Annotated in this window: 14 protein-coding genes; 7 read left to right on the top strand and 7 right to left on the bottom strand. The window is 58.2% G+C overall.

Annotated elements, in window-relative coordinates; translation table 11 throughout:
• Positions 1-94: 94 nt before the first annotated feature.
• Genes malQ through glgC form a run of 3 tightly spaced genes read right to left on the bottom strand, consistent with a single transcriptional unit; the run spans position 95 to position 4,556 of the window.
• A complete protein-coding gene (gene malQ, locus ACW81B_RS00335; protein ID WP_491578199.1) occupies positions 95-1,561 on the bottom strand; it encodes a 4-alpha-glucanotransferase in 1,467 nt (488 codons plus the stop codon).
• Between the two features lie 21 nt (positions 1,562-1,582).
• Complete coding sequence (locus ACW81B_RS00330; protein WP_491578198.1) at positions 1,583-3,298, bottom strand: glycoside hydrolase family 57 protein; 1,716 nt, start codon at positions 3,296-3,298, stop codon at positions 1,583-1,585.
• Entirely contained in the window at positions 3,288-4,556 is a 1,269-nt protein-coding gene (gene glgC, locus ACW81B_RS00325) for a glucose-1-phosphate adenylyltransferase (RefSeq protein ID WP_491578197.1), read from the bottom strand. Before glgC ends, ACW81B_RS00330 begins: the two co-directional genes overlap by 11 nt.
• A 99-nt stretch (positions 4,557-4,655) precedes the next feature.
• Here glgC and glgB point away from each other — a divergent pair, with 99 nt between their 5' ends.
• The 5 genes from glgB (at position 4,656) to amrA (ending at position 10,711) form a co-directional block, all read left to right on the top strand.
• The gene (glgB, locus tag ACW81B_RS00320) at positions 4,656-6,854 is read left to right on the top strand and encodes a 1,4-alpha-glucan branching protein GlgB (RefSeq protein WP_491578196.1); all 2,199 of its coding nucleotides are present in this window, start codon (positions 4,656-4,658) and stop codon (positions 6,852-6,854) included.
• Between the two features lie 167 nt (positions 6,855-7,021).
• Positions 7,022-7,789, top strand: coding sequence for a phosphate/phosphite/phosphonate ABC transporter substrate-binding protein (locus ACW81B_RS00315; RefSeq protein ID WP_491578195.1), 768 nt, complete (start codon positions 7,022-7,024; stop codon positions 7,787-7,789).
• A gap of 71 nt (positions 7,790-7,860) precedes the next feature.
• Positions 7,861-9,237: a sensor histidine kinase gene (locus ACW81B_RS00310; protein WP_491578194.1), complete on the top strand. Its 1,377-nt coding sequence runs from the start codon at positions 7,861-7,863 to the stop codon at positions 9,235-9,237.
• Positions 9,238-9,347: 110 nt separating this feature from the next.
• Positions 9,348-10,136, top strand: a complete 789-nt coding sequence (gene amrB / locus ACW81B_RS00305; RefSeq protein ID WP_491578193.1) for an AmmeMemoRadiSam system protein B — start codon at positions 9,348-9,350, stop codon at positions 10,134-10,136.
• A gap of 11 nt (positions 10,137-10,147) precedes the next feature.
• Positions 10,148-10,711, top strand: coding sequence for an AmmeMemoRadiSam system protein A (gene amrA, locus ACW81B_RS00300; RefSeq protein ID WP_491578192.1), 564 nt, complete (start codon positions 10,148-10,150; stop codon positions 10,709-10,711).
• Positions 10,712-10,723: 12 nt separating this feature from the next.
• Here the strand turns inward: amrA and ACW81B_RS00295 are convergent, their stop codons facing one another.
• Positions 10,724-11,644, bottom strand: coding sequence for a pentapeptide repeat-containing protein (locus ACW81B_RS00295; RefSeq protein WP_491578191.1), 921 nt, complete (start codon positions 11,642-11,644; stop codon positions 10,724-10,726).
• A gap of 92 nt (positions 11,645-11,736) precedes the next feature.
• Here ACW81B_RS00295 and fliK point away from each other — a divergent pair, with 92 nt between their 5' ends.
• Both fliK and ACW81B_RS00285 read left to right on the top strand, forming a co-directional pair.
• Positions 11,737-13,281, top strand: coding sequence for a flagellar hook-length control protein FliK (fliK, locus tag ACW81B_RS00290; RefSeq protein ID WP_491578190.1), 1,545 nt, complete (start codon positions 11,737-11,739; stop codon positions 13,279-13,281).
• Entirely contained in the window at positions 13,278-13,565 is a 288-nt protein-coding gene (locus tag ACW81B_RS00285) for an EscU/YscU/HrcU family type III secretion system export apparatus switch protein (protein ID WP_491578189.1), read from the top strand. The genes fliK and ACW81B_RS00285 overlap by 4 nt, the downstream gene beginning before the upstream one ends.
• Positions 13,566-13,571: 6 nt before the next feature.
• Here ACW81B_RS00285 and ACW81B_RS00280 read toward each other — a convergent pair whose 3' ends face one another.
• Genes ACW81B_RS00280 through ACW81B_RS00270 form a run of 3 tightly spaced genes read right to left on the bottom strand, consistent with a single transcriptional unit; the run spans position 13,572 to position 14,672 of the window.
• Positions 13,572-13,967, bottom strand: a complete 396-nt coding sequence (locus tag ACW81B_RS00280) for a DUF2802 domain-containing protein (protein ID WP_491578188.1) — start codon at positions 13,965-13,967, stop codon at positions 13,572-13,574.
• 9 nt (positions 13,968-13,976) lie between these two features.
• Positions 13,977-14,153 carry a hypothetical protein gene (locus ACW81B_RS00275; protein WP_491578187.1) on the bottom strand — a complete coding sequence of 59 codons (177 nt, stop codon included), beginning with the start codon at positions 14,151-14,153 and terminating at the stop codon, positions 13,977-13,979.
• Positions 14,154-14,189: 36 nt separating this feature from the next.
• The gene (locus ACW81B_RS00270; protein WP_491578186.1) at positions 14,190-14,672 is read right to left on the bottom strand and encodes a chemotaxis protein CheW; all 483 of its coding nucleotides are present in this window, start codon (positions 14,670-14,672) and stop codon (positions 14,190-14,192) included.
• Between the last annotated feature and the right edge of the window lie 83 nt (positions 14,673-14,755).

The raw sequence follows: 14,755 nt of genomic DNA, 5'->3' as shown, positions 1-14,755 counted from the left end.
TACTGATGTGGATATCGGCATTTCAGCAGAATTCTTCGCCGCTTTACATGATCTCCATCAAGTAAGTGGCAGAACCCCCCTGGCTTCCTGTACGTCAGGCGCGCCCGTACAACTGCACCCAGGCTTTCAAACGCTCGCCGTGTTCCGGCAGCAACTGCTCCCATTCAAACCGCCACTGCCAGTTGCCCTCGGTGACCCCCGGGATATTCATGCGCTGCGAGACACCCAGTGCCAGCACGTCCTGCATGGGCAACACGGCAATCTGTGCGACTGAAGCCAGCGCCGCACGCACCAGCGGCCAGGGCATGGCGGCTGTTTCGATACCAAGATAGTCATGTACAAAGTTGCGCTGCTGTTCCGTCAGCTCCTCGTACCAGCCCAGTGTCGTGTTGTTGTCATGGGTGCCGGTGTAAACCACGGACAACGCCTCGTGGTTATGTGGTAAATAGGGGTTATCGGATGACCCGTCAAAGGCAAACTGCAGAATTTTCATGCCTGGCAGGCCAAACTGCTTGCGCAGTGCCGTAACTTCCGGGGTGATAACGCCCAGGTCCTCGGCAACCAGCGGCAGGCTGCCAAAAGCCTGCCGGAGTGCTTTAAAAAATTCAGCGCCCGGCCCGGCTACCCAGCGCCCCTCGACAGCCGTGTCACAAGCCGCGTCAATTTCCCAATAGGCCTCGAAACCACGGAAGTGGTCAATACGCATCAGGTCGAACAGTTCCAGCTGGGTACGAATACGATCCAGCCACCAGCGGTAACCGTCATCTGCCAGTGCCTGCCAGTTATAGTGCGGGTTACCCCAACGCTGGCCGGTTTCCGAGAAATAATCCGGCGGCACACCGGCAACGACCTTCAGACCGCCGGTTTCATCCAGCAAAAACCACTGGCGGTCAGCCCATACCTCGGCGCTGTCGTAGGCGACAAAAATGGGTATATCACCAAACAGCAACACACCATTGTCGTTGGCGTAGCGGCGCAACTCCGTCCACTGGCGGAAGAACAGGAATTGCTCAAAGCGCACCTGTTCAATGGCGCCGGCAAGCCGCCTGTGCGCTTCTTCCAGCGCATCCGCCTGCCGGTCGCGCAGCGGTTGCGGCCAGTCAAACCAGGCACTACCGTTGAACTCGTCCCGCAATGCCTGGTACAGCGCAAAGTTGTCCAGCCAGTAGGCATGTTGCTCATTAAAAGCATCGCGTTCCGCACGCATTGCATGATCGGCGTGGCGCAGAAAACCGTTATGTGCCGCAACCAGGCGGGCCTTGCGCTGTACCTCGACATCCTGCTGCGGATCAAGCCCGGCCTCGTCCAGCCAGCCGGCCTCGACCAGTCGCTGCAGGCTGATCAGCCGGGTATTGCCGGCATGCACCGAGGAGCACTGGTAAGGTGACAGGTCACTGTGCGTCGGGCCAAGCGGCAACATCTGCCACAGGCTGACGTTGCAATCCGCAAGGAATTCGACAAAACGCCAGGCTTCCATACCCAGTTCGCCATTGCCAACACTGCCTGGCAGAGAAGTCGGGTGCAGGAGTATACCGGCACGCCGACGTTCAAAAGGATTCATACTCCCCCGCCTCCCTGCGGTTCAGTCTCGCGCCTGACCGTGACGCATGACTCCACCCAGGGTGGGTTTTCCGGAACCCCGTGCAAAGGTGTGCGCAAGATACTCCGGCGCTTCCTGCCCGATCAGCTGATACAGGTTGGAAAGATGCATACGGAACAGGCTTTCAAAATCGCTGACCGAGTCGGCCGGGTTATAGTCACCGAACCACCAGAACCAGTCGGAGCCTTCACAAATTGCCAGCTGAAGTTCTGCCGCAACGATCTGCTCGCTGTCCAGCTTGCCGGAAGCACAGGCCGTGTCGAAGGCACGCTTGGCATCGCCCAGCATATCCCAGCCACGGTTCTTGTCACGGTCACCGATCCAGGTGGAAAAGGTCCCGTACACCCAGGAGCCACTCACCATTGTGGACAGGGCGTCAATCTCGACACCGTCATCGAGACACTCGGTGAAGGTCGATAACCTCAGTGTGGGGTGCACCGCCAGCGTCTTGTACAGTGCGCGTAAAAAATAGTAGCCATTCTCCGGGAAATGCTCCCAGGCATTTTCGCCGTCGAGGATAATCGGCAGCGCCAGCTTGCGTCCGGCATTAGCCTCGGCAATTTCTTCCAGGTGATGAACAAAGTTGGCCACTGCGTCATCGGCGTGCCAGGTGGAATATTCGAAACCGATCTTGTCTGAAAGCTGGTCGTCGCGAAAGAAACACGTCAGTTTGCCCTTCCCGGTCCGGTAGCCTTTCAATACGGCATCCGCCGCGCCTGCGGCCTCATCGCCGTCACTCTCACGCAGGCTGTTGCGCAGCACGGTTTCCCCGCTGGCTGACCAGCGAAAACCGTGTTTCTCAAGCAACGCCAGTGTCGGCCTGCTCACACTGCCTTCTGACGGCCAGCAACCCGTCGGCTTACGCTGGAAATATTGTTCAAAAACGTTTAGCCCTTCACGAATATGCCAGTTGACCCGCTCCTCACCACCCGGATAAGCACCCAGTTCCGGCAGCCCGGTATCCGGCATGGCCTCCCTGGCGCTGCTGATATCGAGAAGCAACGGCATAATAGGATGCGCATAGGGTGTCATGGACAGCTCGACCTGGCCGCGATCGGCCAGCAGGGCATAGCGCTCAATCACGCCGGACAACAACTCACCGATCAACACCAGTAATTCACGCCGGTCGTGAAGAGAGAAATTATTTCCCTGCTCCTGCCAGCGCTGCACGCGAATATCGTCACGACGTACTGTTTCTGCCATCCAGCCCAGGTGGTACCAGAACACCAGGTCGGAAAGAAACTGGTCGCCGACATAAACCATATCATCGAAGTGCCTGGAAAAATGATCGGCCAGGCTGGCAAGACGTTTGTAGGCCGGGAAACGGTCAATGACGCGCGTACGGTTAACGCGCAGACAATTGTTGACCAGCTCGGCACGCTGCTGGATGTGTGACGGCAACACGGGCGTGACCAGCGCGGCCAGCAAAGGGTCGCGGATGGCCTTGTGGTCACGCAGGTAACCGCTCACCTGCGCGGCGTAGTCATCGAGCTGCTCCAGCAGTACAGGTGCAAAATTGACAACCGCCCTGGCGCCAGGCACGGCCTCGATGTGTGCAGCCATATCGACATAGTCTTTTATGGCGTGCAGGTAGGTCCAGGGTAATTTGTATTCGCCACTGATGAGGTCACAGTACTGTGGCTGGTGCATATGCCAGCACAACACCACGCGCAACCCGTCTCCGTCTCTAGCGGACATGGTGCAGTTCCTGGCCCAGCATTTCCGGCGTCACCAGCACCACGCCACCCGGCGTCACATAAAAGCGCTCTGCATCCGCCGCCGCGTCCTCGCCGATCACCGTGCCTTCCGGGATGCAGCACCCCTTGTCGATGACGGCATTACGTATTCTGCAGCTGCGTTCGACCAGTACATTGGGCAATACCACTGCATGCTCCAGCACCGAAAAAGAATCGACACGGACGTTGGAAAACAGCAACGAATGCCGCACCGTCGCACCGGAAATAACGCAACCGCCGGATACCATGGAATCAACAGCCATGCCGCGCCGGTCATCATCGTCAAACACGAATTTGGCCGGCGGCATCTGTTCCTGGTAGGTCCAGATCGGCCAGTCCTTGTCATACAGGTTCAGTTCAGGCACTACACCGATCAGCTCCAGGTTGGCCGACCAGAAGGCATCGACCGTCCCTACATCCCGCCAGTAGGCCTGACGACCGCTCTGCGCATCACGGAACGGGTAACTGAACACACGATACTGCTTGATGATATCGGGGATAATATCCTGCCCGAAGTCGTGGTTCGAATACGGCTTGTCGGCGTCCTTGATCAGCTGTTCAAACAGGAAATCCGTATTGAAAACATAGATCCCCATCGACGCCAGCGCCTTGCCCGGCTCGCCGGGCAAGGGCGTCGGCTGCCCGGGCTTCTCGTCAAACCTGAGCACCCTGCCATCCCCGTCGACCGTCATCACGCCGAAAGCGGTGGCTGTTTCCAGGTCGACTTCCAGGCACCCCACCGTCATGTCCGCGGAATTCTCGACGTGTTGCGCAATCATCGGGCCATAATCCATTTTGTAAATATGATCACCCGCCAGGATGAGTATATATTCAGGATTATGACTGCGAATGATGTCAAGGTTCTGGTAAATCGCATCGGCTGTACCGGCATACCAGGATGACTCGATACGTTGCTGTGCCGGCAGCAACTCGACAAACTCACCGAACTCGCCACGCAGGAAACTCCAGCCCCGCTGCAGATGCTGCAACAGGGAGTGCGCCTTGTACTGGGTCAGCACACCGACACGGCGTATGCCCGAATTGAGACAATTGGAAAGCGGGAAATCGATAATGCGGAACTTGCCGCCGAAGGGCACGGCCGGCTTGGCGCGCCACAGGGTCAGTTGTTTGAGGCGTGAGCCTCGCCCCCCGGCCAGAATCAGTGCCAGCGTATCGCGCGTCAGGCGGCTGACGAAACGCGGCGTGGAAACAGCATCCATTTAATTCCTCCGAACCGGCTAAACAGGATTATGGCTATGGTACCATCTGTACAGCCCACGGAAAGCCAAACAGGTTTTATGAACAGAGACACCCGGTCTATGGCGTCGAAAGCCAATCCTGCTGCCGCAGACGCACCTCCTCTCCCCGAAGCGTTGCAACGCATTATTGACGCGCGGCACCACGACCCCTTCGAGGTGCTGGGACGGCACGATGAGGATGGGCAGACTGTCGTACGCGCCTTCATTCCCGGGTGCGAGGAAGTCCACCTGCACGATTCCGCTGCCTCGCTGCAACGTATCGAGGGCACCGACCTGTTCGAATGGCGCGGCGACGGCCACAACCTGCCACAACACTATCGACTGACATGGACCGACAAGGACGGTGTCGAATGGTCGGAATATGACCCCTACTGTTTCCCGACACAGATCGGCGACCTCGACCTGCACTGGTTTGCTGAAGGGCGACACCTGCACGCCTACCGCTTTCTTGGCGCGAACTTCCGTGAAATCGATGGTATCGACGGTGTACTGTTTGCCGTGTGGGCTCCCAACGCCGAACGTATCAGCGTGGTCGGTGACTGGAACCACTGGGACGGACGCCGCCACCCGATGCGGGTGCGCGGCGGCAGCGGTGTCTGGGAGTTATTCATTCCCGGCGTCAGCGCCCACAGCTACTACAAATTCGAGATCCGCAACCGGGAACACGGCACCATCCACATCAAAAGCGACCCCTACGGCAAGGCTTTTGAATTACGCCCGGGAAATTCCTCTGTTGCCATGCGCCCCGCTGAACACCGCTGGCAGGACCAGACCTGGATGGAAGCCCGGCGCAGCAACGACTGGCTGCACACGCCAATGTCGATCTACGAAGTCCACCTGGGATCCTGGCAACGCGACCGGCAGGGCCAGTTCCTCAACTACCGTGAACTGGCTGAACGGCTGGTCAAGTGGGTCAGTGAACTGGGTTTCACCCATATTGAACTGCTGCCCGTCACCGAGCACCCTTTTGATGCCTCCTGGGGGTATCAGACCACCGGCTATTTTGCCGCCACCAGCCGTTTCGGCAGTGCCGAGGATTTTTGCTGGTTCGTCGATTACTGTCACCAGCACGGTATCGGCGTACTGCTCGACTGGGCACCAGGACACTTCCCCAAAGACGACTGGGCGCTGGCGCGCTTCGACGGCAGCCCGTTGTACGAACACGAAGACCCGCGCCGTGGTGAACACCGCGACTGGGGCACACTGATCTTCAATTATGGCCGCAACGAAGTGCGTAATTTCCTGTTGTCGAGTGCTGTCTTCTGGCTGGAGGAAATGCATATCGACGGACTGCGCGTCGATGCCGTGGCCTCCATGCTCTACCTCGACTATTCACGCGATCCCGGTGACTGGATACCCAACGAATACGGCGGCCGCGAAAACCTCGAAGCCATTCACTTCCTGCGCCACCTGAATGAAATCACCCACAGCGAACAGCCCGGCAGCATTGTCATTGCCGAGGAATCCACCGCCTGGCCGCAGGTGACGCGACCGGTGGATGTCGGCGGTCTTGGCTTCAGCATGAAGTGGACCATGGGCTGGATGCACGACACGCTGCAATACATGAGCAAGGAGCCGGTACACCGCAAGTTCCACCACAACCAGCTCACCTTCGGCCTGTTGTACGCCTTCAATGAAAACTTCGTACTGCCCTTCTCGCACGATGAAGTCGTGCACGGCAAGGGCTCAATGCTGGACAAGATGCCCGGCGACAGCTGGCAGCGTTTCGCCAACCTGCGACTCCTGTACACCTTCATGTATACCTACCCCGGCAAAAAACTGCTGTTCATGGGCAGTGAATTCGGCCAGTACGCCGAATGGAACGCCGAAGCAGAACTCGACTGGCAGCTGCTGGAAGATGCGCGCCACGCCGGTCTCAAACAACTGCTTGGCGACCTCAACCGCCTGTACCGTTACCAGCCTGCACTGCATCAATACGATTTCGAAGCCGAGGGGTTCCGCTGGATCGACTGTAACGATGCCGACCGCTCTCTGCTCAGTTACGCACGACGCAGCGACGGGCAACTCTCTGTGGCCCTGATGAATTTCACGCCCGTGCCACACCAGCGCTTTCGGCTTGGCGTGCCCGAGCACGGCAACTACCACCTGGCGCTGAACTCCGACGCAGGCTTCTACAGCGGCAGTGACATGCCGGTGCACAGTGATTACCAGAGTGAATCCGTACCCTGGATGAACCAGCCTGTCTCGATTGTTGTCGATATTCCACCACTGGCGGGACTGATTCTGCTGAAAAGCTGACAGCCAGCGTCTTTTCATTATACTTGGGTGCTATAACAGGAACACAAGGACGGGGTACACAACGCATGGCATACATGGCGAGGGCCGCACAAATACTGACCCTCATACTGTCGCTGAACTGGCACAGTATTTCACATTCTCAGGACAGCCCGCCATTAGAGTTTGGCGTGTTTCCTTTTCTCCCGCCCGCACAACTGGAAGACCTTTATGTTCCTGTGGCCATTGACCTGTCCCGGGCAATCGGGCGCCCGGTGCAGTTCCGTACCCGACCAAGCTTTGCTGAATTTGATGAGGAGATTGCGCAACAAACCTATGACCTGATTTATGCACAACCCTTTTCCTACGCACGCCTGGCGCGCCGCAACGGGTATGAAGCGATCGTCCGCACACAAACCTCTATCAGGGCTTTTTTTGTTACCAGCGAAAACTCACCGGTCAAAACCGTAGATGACCTGCGCGGCAGGATACTGGCGACACCACCGGCCAGTGCAGCCGTCACCCTGCTGGCTCGCCAGTTGCTGGTGGATCACCGTCTGAAGCCCGGCAGTGATGTCAAAATTGACAACCGGAGCAGTCACCTCTCCTGCATACGGCAAGTCAGAATTGGCAAGGCCGATGCCTGTGTAACAGCAAATCAACCGCTGAGACTGTTCGAAATAAAAAGCGGCACACAACTTCGCATAATCACTAAAAGCAAACCGATACCGGCCCCGACATACGCCATACACCGGCGGGTCGATCGTGCGACCCGTGATAAACTGGTGCAACGTATTCTGCACTGGCATCGAAACGAAGCGGGGAAACGGATACTGAAACACCTCCATCATGGCTCTTACATTCCCAGTGTTGACAGCGACTACGACCCGCTGCGCGAGATCCTGGACACAATAAAAACAACGGCGCCCACAGCAGTTCCGGAACAATCATCCCGATAAGAATGTTTCCCACTATCTGCGCCATACGGACCTGACCGGTGAGAATCTCGCTGAAATACCGCATCGCGGGAATGATCTTTGTACTGGAAGCCGTGATGATGGCTGTCGTGCTCTGGGCTACGCTGGGTTACACCATTGACAATTCAGTCCGGCAGATCGAATCCGCCCGACAGGTCACGCTCAATATTGTCAGCAGCATTGCGCGGGTAGCGCTGTTGTACGAGGACTATGACAATATCCAGGGCTATGTCGAGGAACTGCCCCGCAATGCGGAAATACTCACAGCCATGCTGGTTGATGACCGCAACATTATCGTGGCCAGCAGCAACCTTTCCGATATCGGCAAATCACTGCCTGCGCTGGAAGACAGTGACATCACCAGCTGGAAAGTCATGCAAATCAGCAACCCGGCCGGCATACTGGGCAAACTGGCCGTCCAGTTCTCGGACGAGGAAACGAATGCCATCCATCGTCGTGCATTTACCCACGGCGCACTCATTGCCATCACGGGCATGAGTATCATCGCCATTATCAGCATCGGCTTCGGGCACCTGTTAACGCGGCGGCTGGGCACTGTGGTGCATGCCGCCGAGCAGGTTGCGGCGGGCAACTACGATGTCAGAACCGGGTTGTCCAGCCGCGATGAAGTCGGCCAGGTTGGCCGGGCGTTTGATACCATGGCGGAGGTTATCGCGGCTGAAAAACGCTCACTGTCCAGGGCCAATGAGGTACTGGAGCAGCGTGTTGAAGAACGCACCCGGAAGTTGCAGGAAGCCAACAAGGAATACGAAGCCTTCGCCTACGCCGTGTCACACGATCTGCGCTCCCCGCTGCGCAGCATGAACGGTTTTTCCGAAATCCTGCTGGAAGATTACGCGGATACGCTTGACAATACAGCAAAAAACCATCTGCAACGTATCAAGAACAGTACGCTCAGAATGAGCCAGCTCATTGATGACCTGCTGACTCTGTCACGCGTCAACCGCGCTGACATCAGTCACCAGGAAATAGACCTGAGCGCCATCTGCCAGGAGGTTGTCGATGAGCTGAGATCACAGGCGCCAGAGCATGACATACAGGTCGACATCGAAGCCGGCATGACCGCAAAGGGAGATCCACGACTGATCCACGACGCAATGATGAACCTGATTGGAAATTCCTGGAAATTTACCGGGAAAACACCACAGGCCCGTATCCGCATCAGTACCGAAAAGCTCGACGGGCGTACGGTATACAAGGTGGAAGACAATGGCACCGGCTTCGATGAAAACTATGCCGACAAGCTTTTCATTCCCTTCCAGCGCTTACATTCCGACCAGGATTTCCCCGGTACGGGAATCGGCCTGTCGACGGTACTTCGCGTCATCAAGCGCCATCACGGTAAGATCTGGGCAGAGAGCAGATCCGGCGCAGGCGCGATATTCCGTTTCACCCTGGGCGAAGACTGACATCGTCCTGACGCCAATATCTCGTCGTTCGCCTGCACTTGCATTTTGTATCCGCTGGACGTATTTAATAGATACAGGTTCATCGGATGTGTCCAACGGAGGGTCGCCGAGTGCCCCAGATACGAGAAGCCGCAGTAGCCGGTATGTTTTACCCCGACGACCCGTTGTTGTTACAACAACAGGTAGAGGGGTTACTGGCGCGTGAAGCACCAGTGAAAATACGCCCCAAGGCGCTCGTTGTTCCGCACGCAGGGTACGTCTACTCAGGCCCGGTCGCGGCCAGCGCCTACTCGCTGTTACCCGCTTACCGGGACAGCATCCGGCGGGTCGTTCTGCTGGGTCCGGCGCACCGCGTGCCGTTTACCGGCATTGCCGCCAGCAGTGCACAATATTTCTCCACACCACTGGGTATGATGCGGGTTGACCAGCAAGCCATGGACAGCATCCTCACCAAACCCCAGGTTCGCGTACTGGACGAAGCGCACCAGGATGAACACAGTCTCGAAGTGCAACTGCCGTTTCTGCAAACGGTGTTGAATAAAGATGTCGGGCTGGTACCACTGCTGGTGGGGGACGCCCGTCCGCAGGATGTCGCCGACATTATCGAAACACTCTGGGACGGCCCTGAAACCCTGATTCTGATAAGCTCCGACCTGAGTCACTACCATGACTATCACACCGCCCGGCACCTGGACCAGGCAACGTCCATGGCCATCGAACAACTCAACCCTGATGCCATCGATTACCCGCAGGCCTGTGGACGTACGCCACTCAATGGTTTGCTGTTTGCGGCACGGCACCACAAACTTCACGCCAGGGTACTGGATGTTCGCAACTCGGGCGACACCGCCGGCAGCCGTGACCGGGTGGTCGGCTATGGCGCCTATGCCTTTGCGTGATTGATCCAGGCATGCTGTCCGATACCCAACGCAGGCAACTGCTCGACATCGCCTGGCAATCAGTGCGGCATGGGCTGACCCGGGGAAACCCGCTGCAGGTGGATTCATCCACCCTCGATGAAACATTGTCCGCTCCCGGCGCCAGTTTCGTCACCCTGCATCGCCACGGCCAGCTTCGCGGCTGTATCGGCAGCCTTGAACCCCGCCAGCCACTGGCGGTCGATGTGGCGCAAAACGCCTTCTCCGCTGCCTTTCGCGACCCACGGTTTCCGCCACTGACGCAGCAGGAGCTGCAAGGTCTGACACTGGATATTTCTGTTCTCGGCACACCCGAAGCCCTGACATTCTCATCCGAACAGGATTTGTTGCGTCAGCTGCGCCCGGGTATCGACGGCCTTATCCTTGAACAGGGGGCGCGGCGCGGCACCTTTCTGCCCTCGGTATGGGAATCACTGCCACAACCGGCCGATTTCCTTAACCAACTGAAACTCAAGGCGGGACTACCCGCACATTACTGGTCGGATGACATCAGGGTATGGCGCTACAGTACGGAGAGTTTTGGCGACGATTCCTGATCGGGGCAATCGCTAGCGTCGTGCAAATACACAACGCCCTCTTGAACCGGGAAGACAGCTACGCTCATCGATCCAGATGGCGTTATCCAGCACGGCTCCACTCAGATCCGCACCCTCGATCACCGCGCCGGTGAGATTGGCATAGGCCAGATTGGCTCCAACCAGGCGGGCAGCACGCAGGTTGGCGCCACGCAAGGTCGCACCAAACAGGCTGGCGTGAGACAGGTTTGCCCGTTCAAGGTTGGCAAGGTCGAAACTGGCATACTCGAGCGTGGCGCCGCTCAGGTTAGCCCGGGACAGTTGCGCCAGTTCCAGTTTCGCATTACCCAGTTTCGCACCGACCAGATCAGCCCCGTCAAGCTTTACCCCGGAAAGATTGCAATGCTTCCAGTTCACACCGGGGCGGGGCCTGGAACTGCAATCCGGGGGCACATCCTCGGGTTGTGCCTTTTCCAGCAGGAAACTGACCGCTAAACCGATGAGTACCAGGACGGTAAAAAATACCGGATAACGATATAACTTGCCGTTGCGGTGAGCCGCATGCGCCACCTTGTATTTCAACTGTCGGTGACGCAGGGCGGCGTCACTTTCACCACGCCGCCGCTCCTGCCCGCTGCGCCGTTCCCTGACCGCCTCGGGAACATCGGGATCACGGTCACGACGGTCGCCCGGGGTACGTTCATCTTCGCGCATCCGCGCTATCAGCAATAACTGGCGATTCTCTTCCGTAGGCGGCAATTTCATGACCTCCGGAATCAGCTCGGGATAATCGCCCATGGCAGCCCACTCACCGCCTTCCGGCTTCAGTTCGTCTGTGTCACGGATACGCCCCAGCAGGATATATCGACTGATCTGGCGGTCCGGGTAGGGCCCCCGCACCACCCTGTTGCGGCGCGTAAACCACAGTACCCGCCTGATCCTGTCTGTACTCATGATGCCCCTTTTCCGTTATCCCGCTTTGCGTTCACTTCATGGCCTGAATGATGCAGTATAGATGCCAGTTTTACGCCACAGGGCCAGACAGCATGGAAACACCGGGGCCAACATCCGCCTCACCGCCAGTATCCGCTACAGGTGCCGCGGCTGCGGCTGTTCGCTGGCAGGTCGGCCAGCTGCTACAGGCGACTGTTGCGGAAAATATTGCCGGCAGGATTCTGCTCTCTATCGGTAATCGGCAGGTCAGCAGCGAGACTTCACTGCCTCTCGTAAAAGGCCAGCAGCTGACGGTTCAGGTTCGCAGCCTGGGGGACTTTCCCCTGTTGCGCATTACCTCGGGCCCGGTCACTCCACCACTGGCACAGGCTATCCGCACCCTGCTCCCACAGCAGGACAGCATGGTACCGTTACTGGCCAGCCTCACCCGGCTGGCGCAAGCGCAGCAACCACCCGTTCCACCGCTGATACGTGAGTTGATCCGTGCCATGGTGGGTAATTTGCCGGACATCACGGCAGCCACCCGCCCGCACACCTTGCGTAGCGCTATCGAACGCTCATCCGGCCTGTTGCTGGAACGCAAGCTGGCACAGCAAGCCACGCCGGCTGGCGGGAAGACAGCAAATCCCGCACCACTGGCCGCCATTGAGAAAGACTTCAAGGCCAACCTGCTGCAACTGATCGATCGCCTGAGAAACTGGCCAGGCAGCGCGCCTGCGCCCAGGCCAGCGGGCGCGGCAAACCTGCCGCCAACGGCCACGCCGGCAGGTCATCCTGCACCGGCAACGCCAGCTGTGTCACGGACACTGACCCGGACAGCACCTCGCCCTGCTACAGTGTCCCGCAGCGACAACAGTCCTGCCGCAAACTCCGTGCTGACGCGTGGCAACAGTCCCGGCAATCCTCAACAAACCACATCGAATAGCGGCGCTGAACAACTGCAGCGTGCCGTACAGGCGGGCACACGAGTCCCTGTGCCCGGCGCACAACCGGCATCGACGCTTGCCCCGGCAACCGCGACAGCCACCACGCCAGCCCCCGCCGGCACAAACCCTGCCCCACTGTCCACGACCCTGCCCGGCACTGCACCCCCCCCCTTCCCGGGTACCGCTCCGGCACCCCAGGCGGCTGCCCAGGCAACCATCGACCTGGCCAATCGCATCGGTAACCTGCGTACCGACCTGCTGCAGCAGACAGAAGCCGCACTGGCCCGCGTGCAGTTACACCAGCTGGCCAGCAGCCAGCCGCGTGACACCGACCGCAGCCTGTTTGAATGGCTTTTTGAACTGCCTGTACGACGCGGTGAAGACATTGACCTGTGGGCGATGCGCTTTACCCGGGAGAAACCGGCGTCCGGCTCACGAAAACAGAACGCGCAACACAGGTGGTCTGTACAACTGGCATTCGATCTGCCGGGACTGGGGCCGGTACAGGCACAGGTCACGCTGCACGGTGAACGTGTATCGACCCGTTTCTGGACCGGGGATGAAAGTGCATTACCCCTGTTCCGTGAAAACCTTCAGTCGTTACAAAAAATGTTTGGCGACGCGGGACTGGAAGTCGGGGAACTGGACTGTGTAGCCGGGCCTATGCCTTCCGATGCCGAGACGCCATCACTGATCAGGGACAAGGCATGAGCCAGCAAAACAAACCTGTACCACTGGCTGTTGCACTGGAATATGACGGCGACAGTGCGCCACGCGTGACGGCAAAAGGCCGCGACCTGCTGGCCGGGAAAATCCTGGAGATTGCCCGCCAACATGGCATACCCATACAGGAAAACCAGCCACTGGCCTCTGTACTCGCCAACATTGAACTGGGTGAAGAAGTACCGGAATCGCTGTACCTGGCGGTCGCCCAGGTTATCGCCTTCGCTTACTACCTGTCAGGGAAAGTACCGGAAGAAGCGGGTACGAAATAACCGTTTTCAGGCCGCGCCACGCTGCATCATAACCAGCAACTCGGCTTCGCCACGCGTCAGACCACAGGTATCCACCAGTTCCTCGATATTGGCGCCGTTGTTGACCAGCTGACTGGCCTGGTTGTAGGGGCGGCTGCCGACGGCGCGCATTTCCAGTCCGTTCTGGCGTTCAATAATGCGCTGCATCTGGTGTTCCAGCCGCAACACATGTTCACCCGCACCCACAGATGCATTACACAATGCCGCCAGTTCCTGCTCCAGCTGATGAATACGTTCACGGGCACTGGCGTGTTGATCGCGGATTTCTGTCTGTTCGTTTCTGAGTTGAAACACCGTGATAACCTGAAGCGATATACAGCCCAGCAGGCCGACGACCAGGAATGAAAGAATCAGGGTTGTCATCGCGTCACCTCAGGCATACTCATCGATTCGGGAACCATCGTCCTTGCGCGGCTTGCGTTGCTCCTGTCGTTCCCTGCGTTCAGCATCCGGCTTGCGTCGTGGAGCCTTGTTACTCTCACCCGGCCGCGAGCCTGGCTGTCCTGGCAGGATACGGTAGGCTGGTGGCAGGCTCCCGATATCACCCATGTCAGCATGTCCGCGAAAACCACCGGCATCAACCAGTCAGAGACTGGCCAGCTCGTCCCACTCTTCGTCGGTGAGCAGTTTGTTCAGGTCAACCAGGATCAGCAGTTCATTATCGCGACTGGTGACCCCCTGGATATAATTGGCGCTTTCGTCGCTGCCGACATTCGGTGCGGACTCGACCTCGGACGTTGCGACATCAACCACCTCGGCCACACAGTCGACCAGGATGCCTACGACATGCCGGTTGGTCTCGATAATCACAATACGGGTCGAGTCGGTCATGTCGGAGGTAGCCAGGCCCAGGCGGATACGGGTGTCGATAACCGTCACAACATTGCCGCGCAGATTAATAATACCGAGCACATAATGTGGCGCGCCGGGTACCGGTGCGATCTCCGACACACGCAGGACTTCCTGTACCTGCATGACGTTGATGCCATAGGTCTCATCCGCCAGGCGGAATGTAACCCATTGAACTATCTCGTCTTTAGATTTATCTTTAGCAACTGCGTTGGACATGTCCGAACCTCATTGGTGTTTGATCGTAACCGTGAAGGGCCGTCAATATTCGGGCGCCATCAGCTCTGTCATGTAAAAATGCA

Source organism: Thiogranum sp. (genome assembly GCF_058323355.1).
This window is presented reverse-complemented; position numbering and strand designations above follow the sequence as displayed.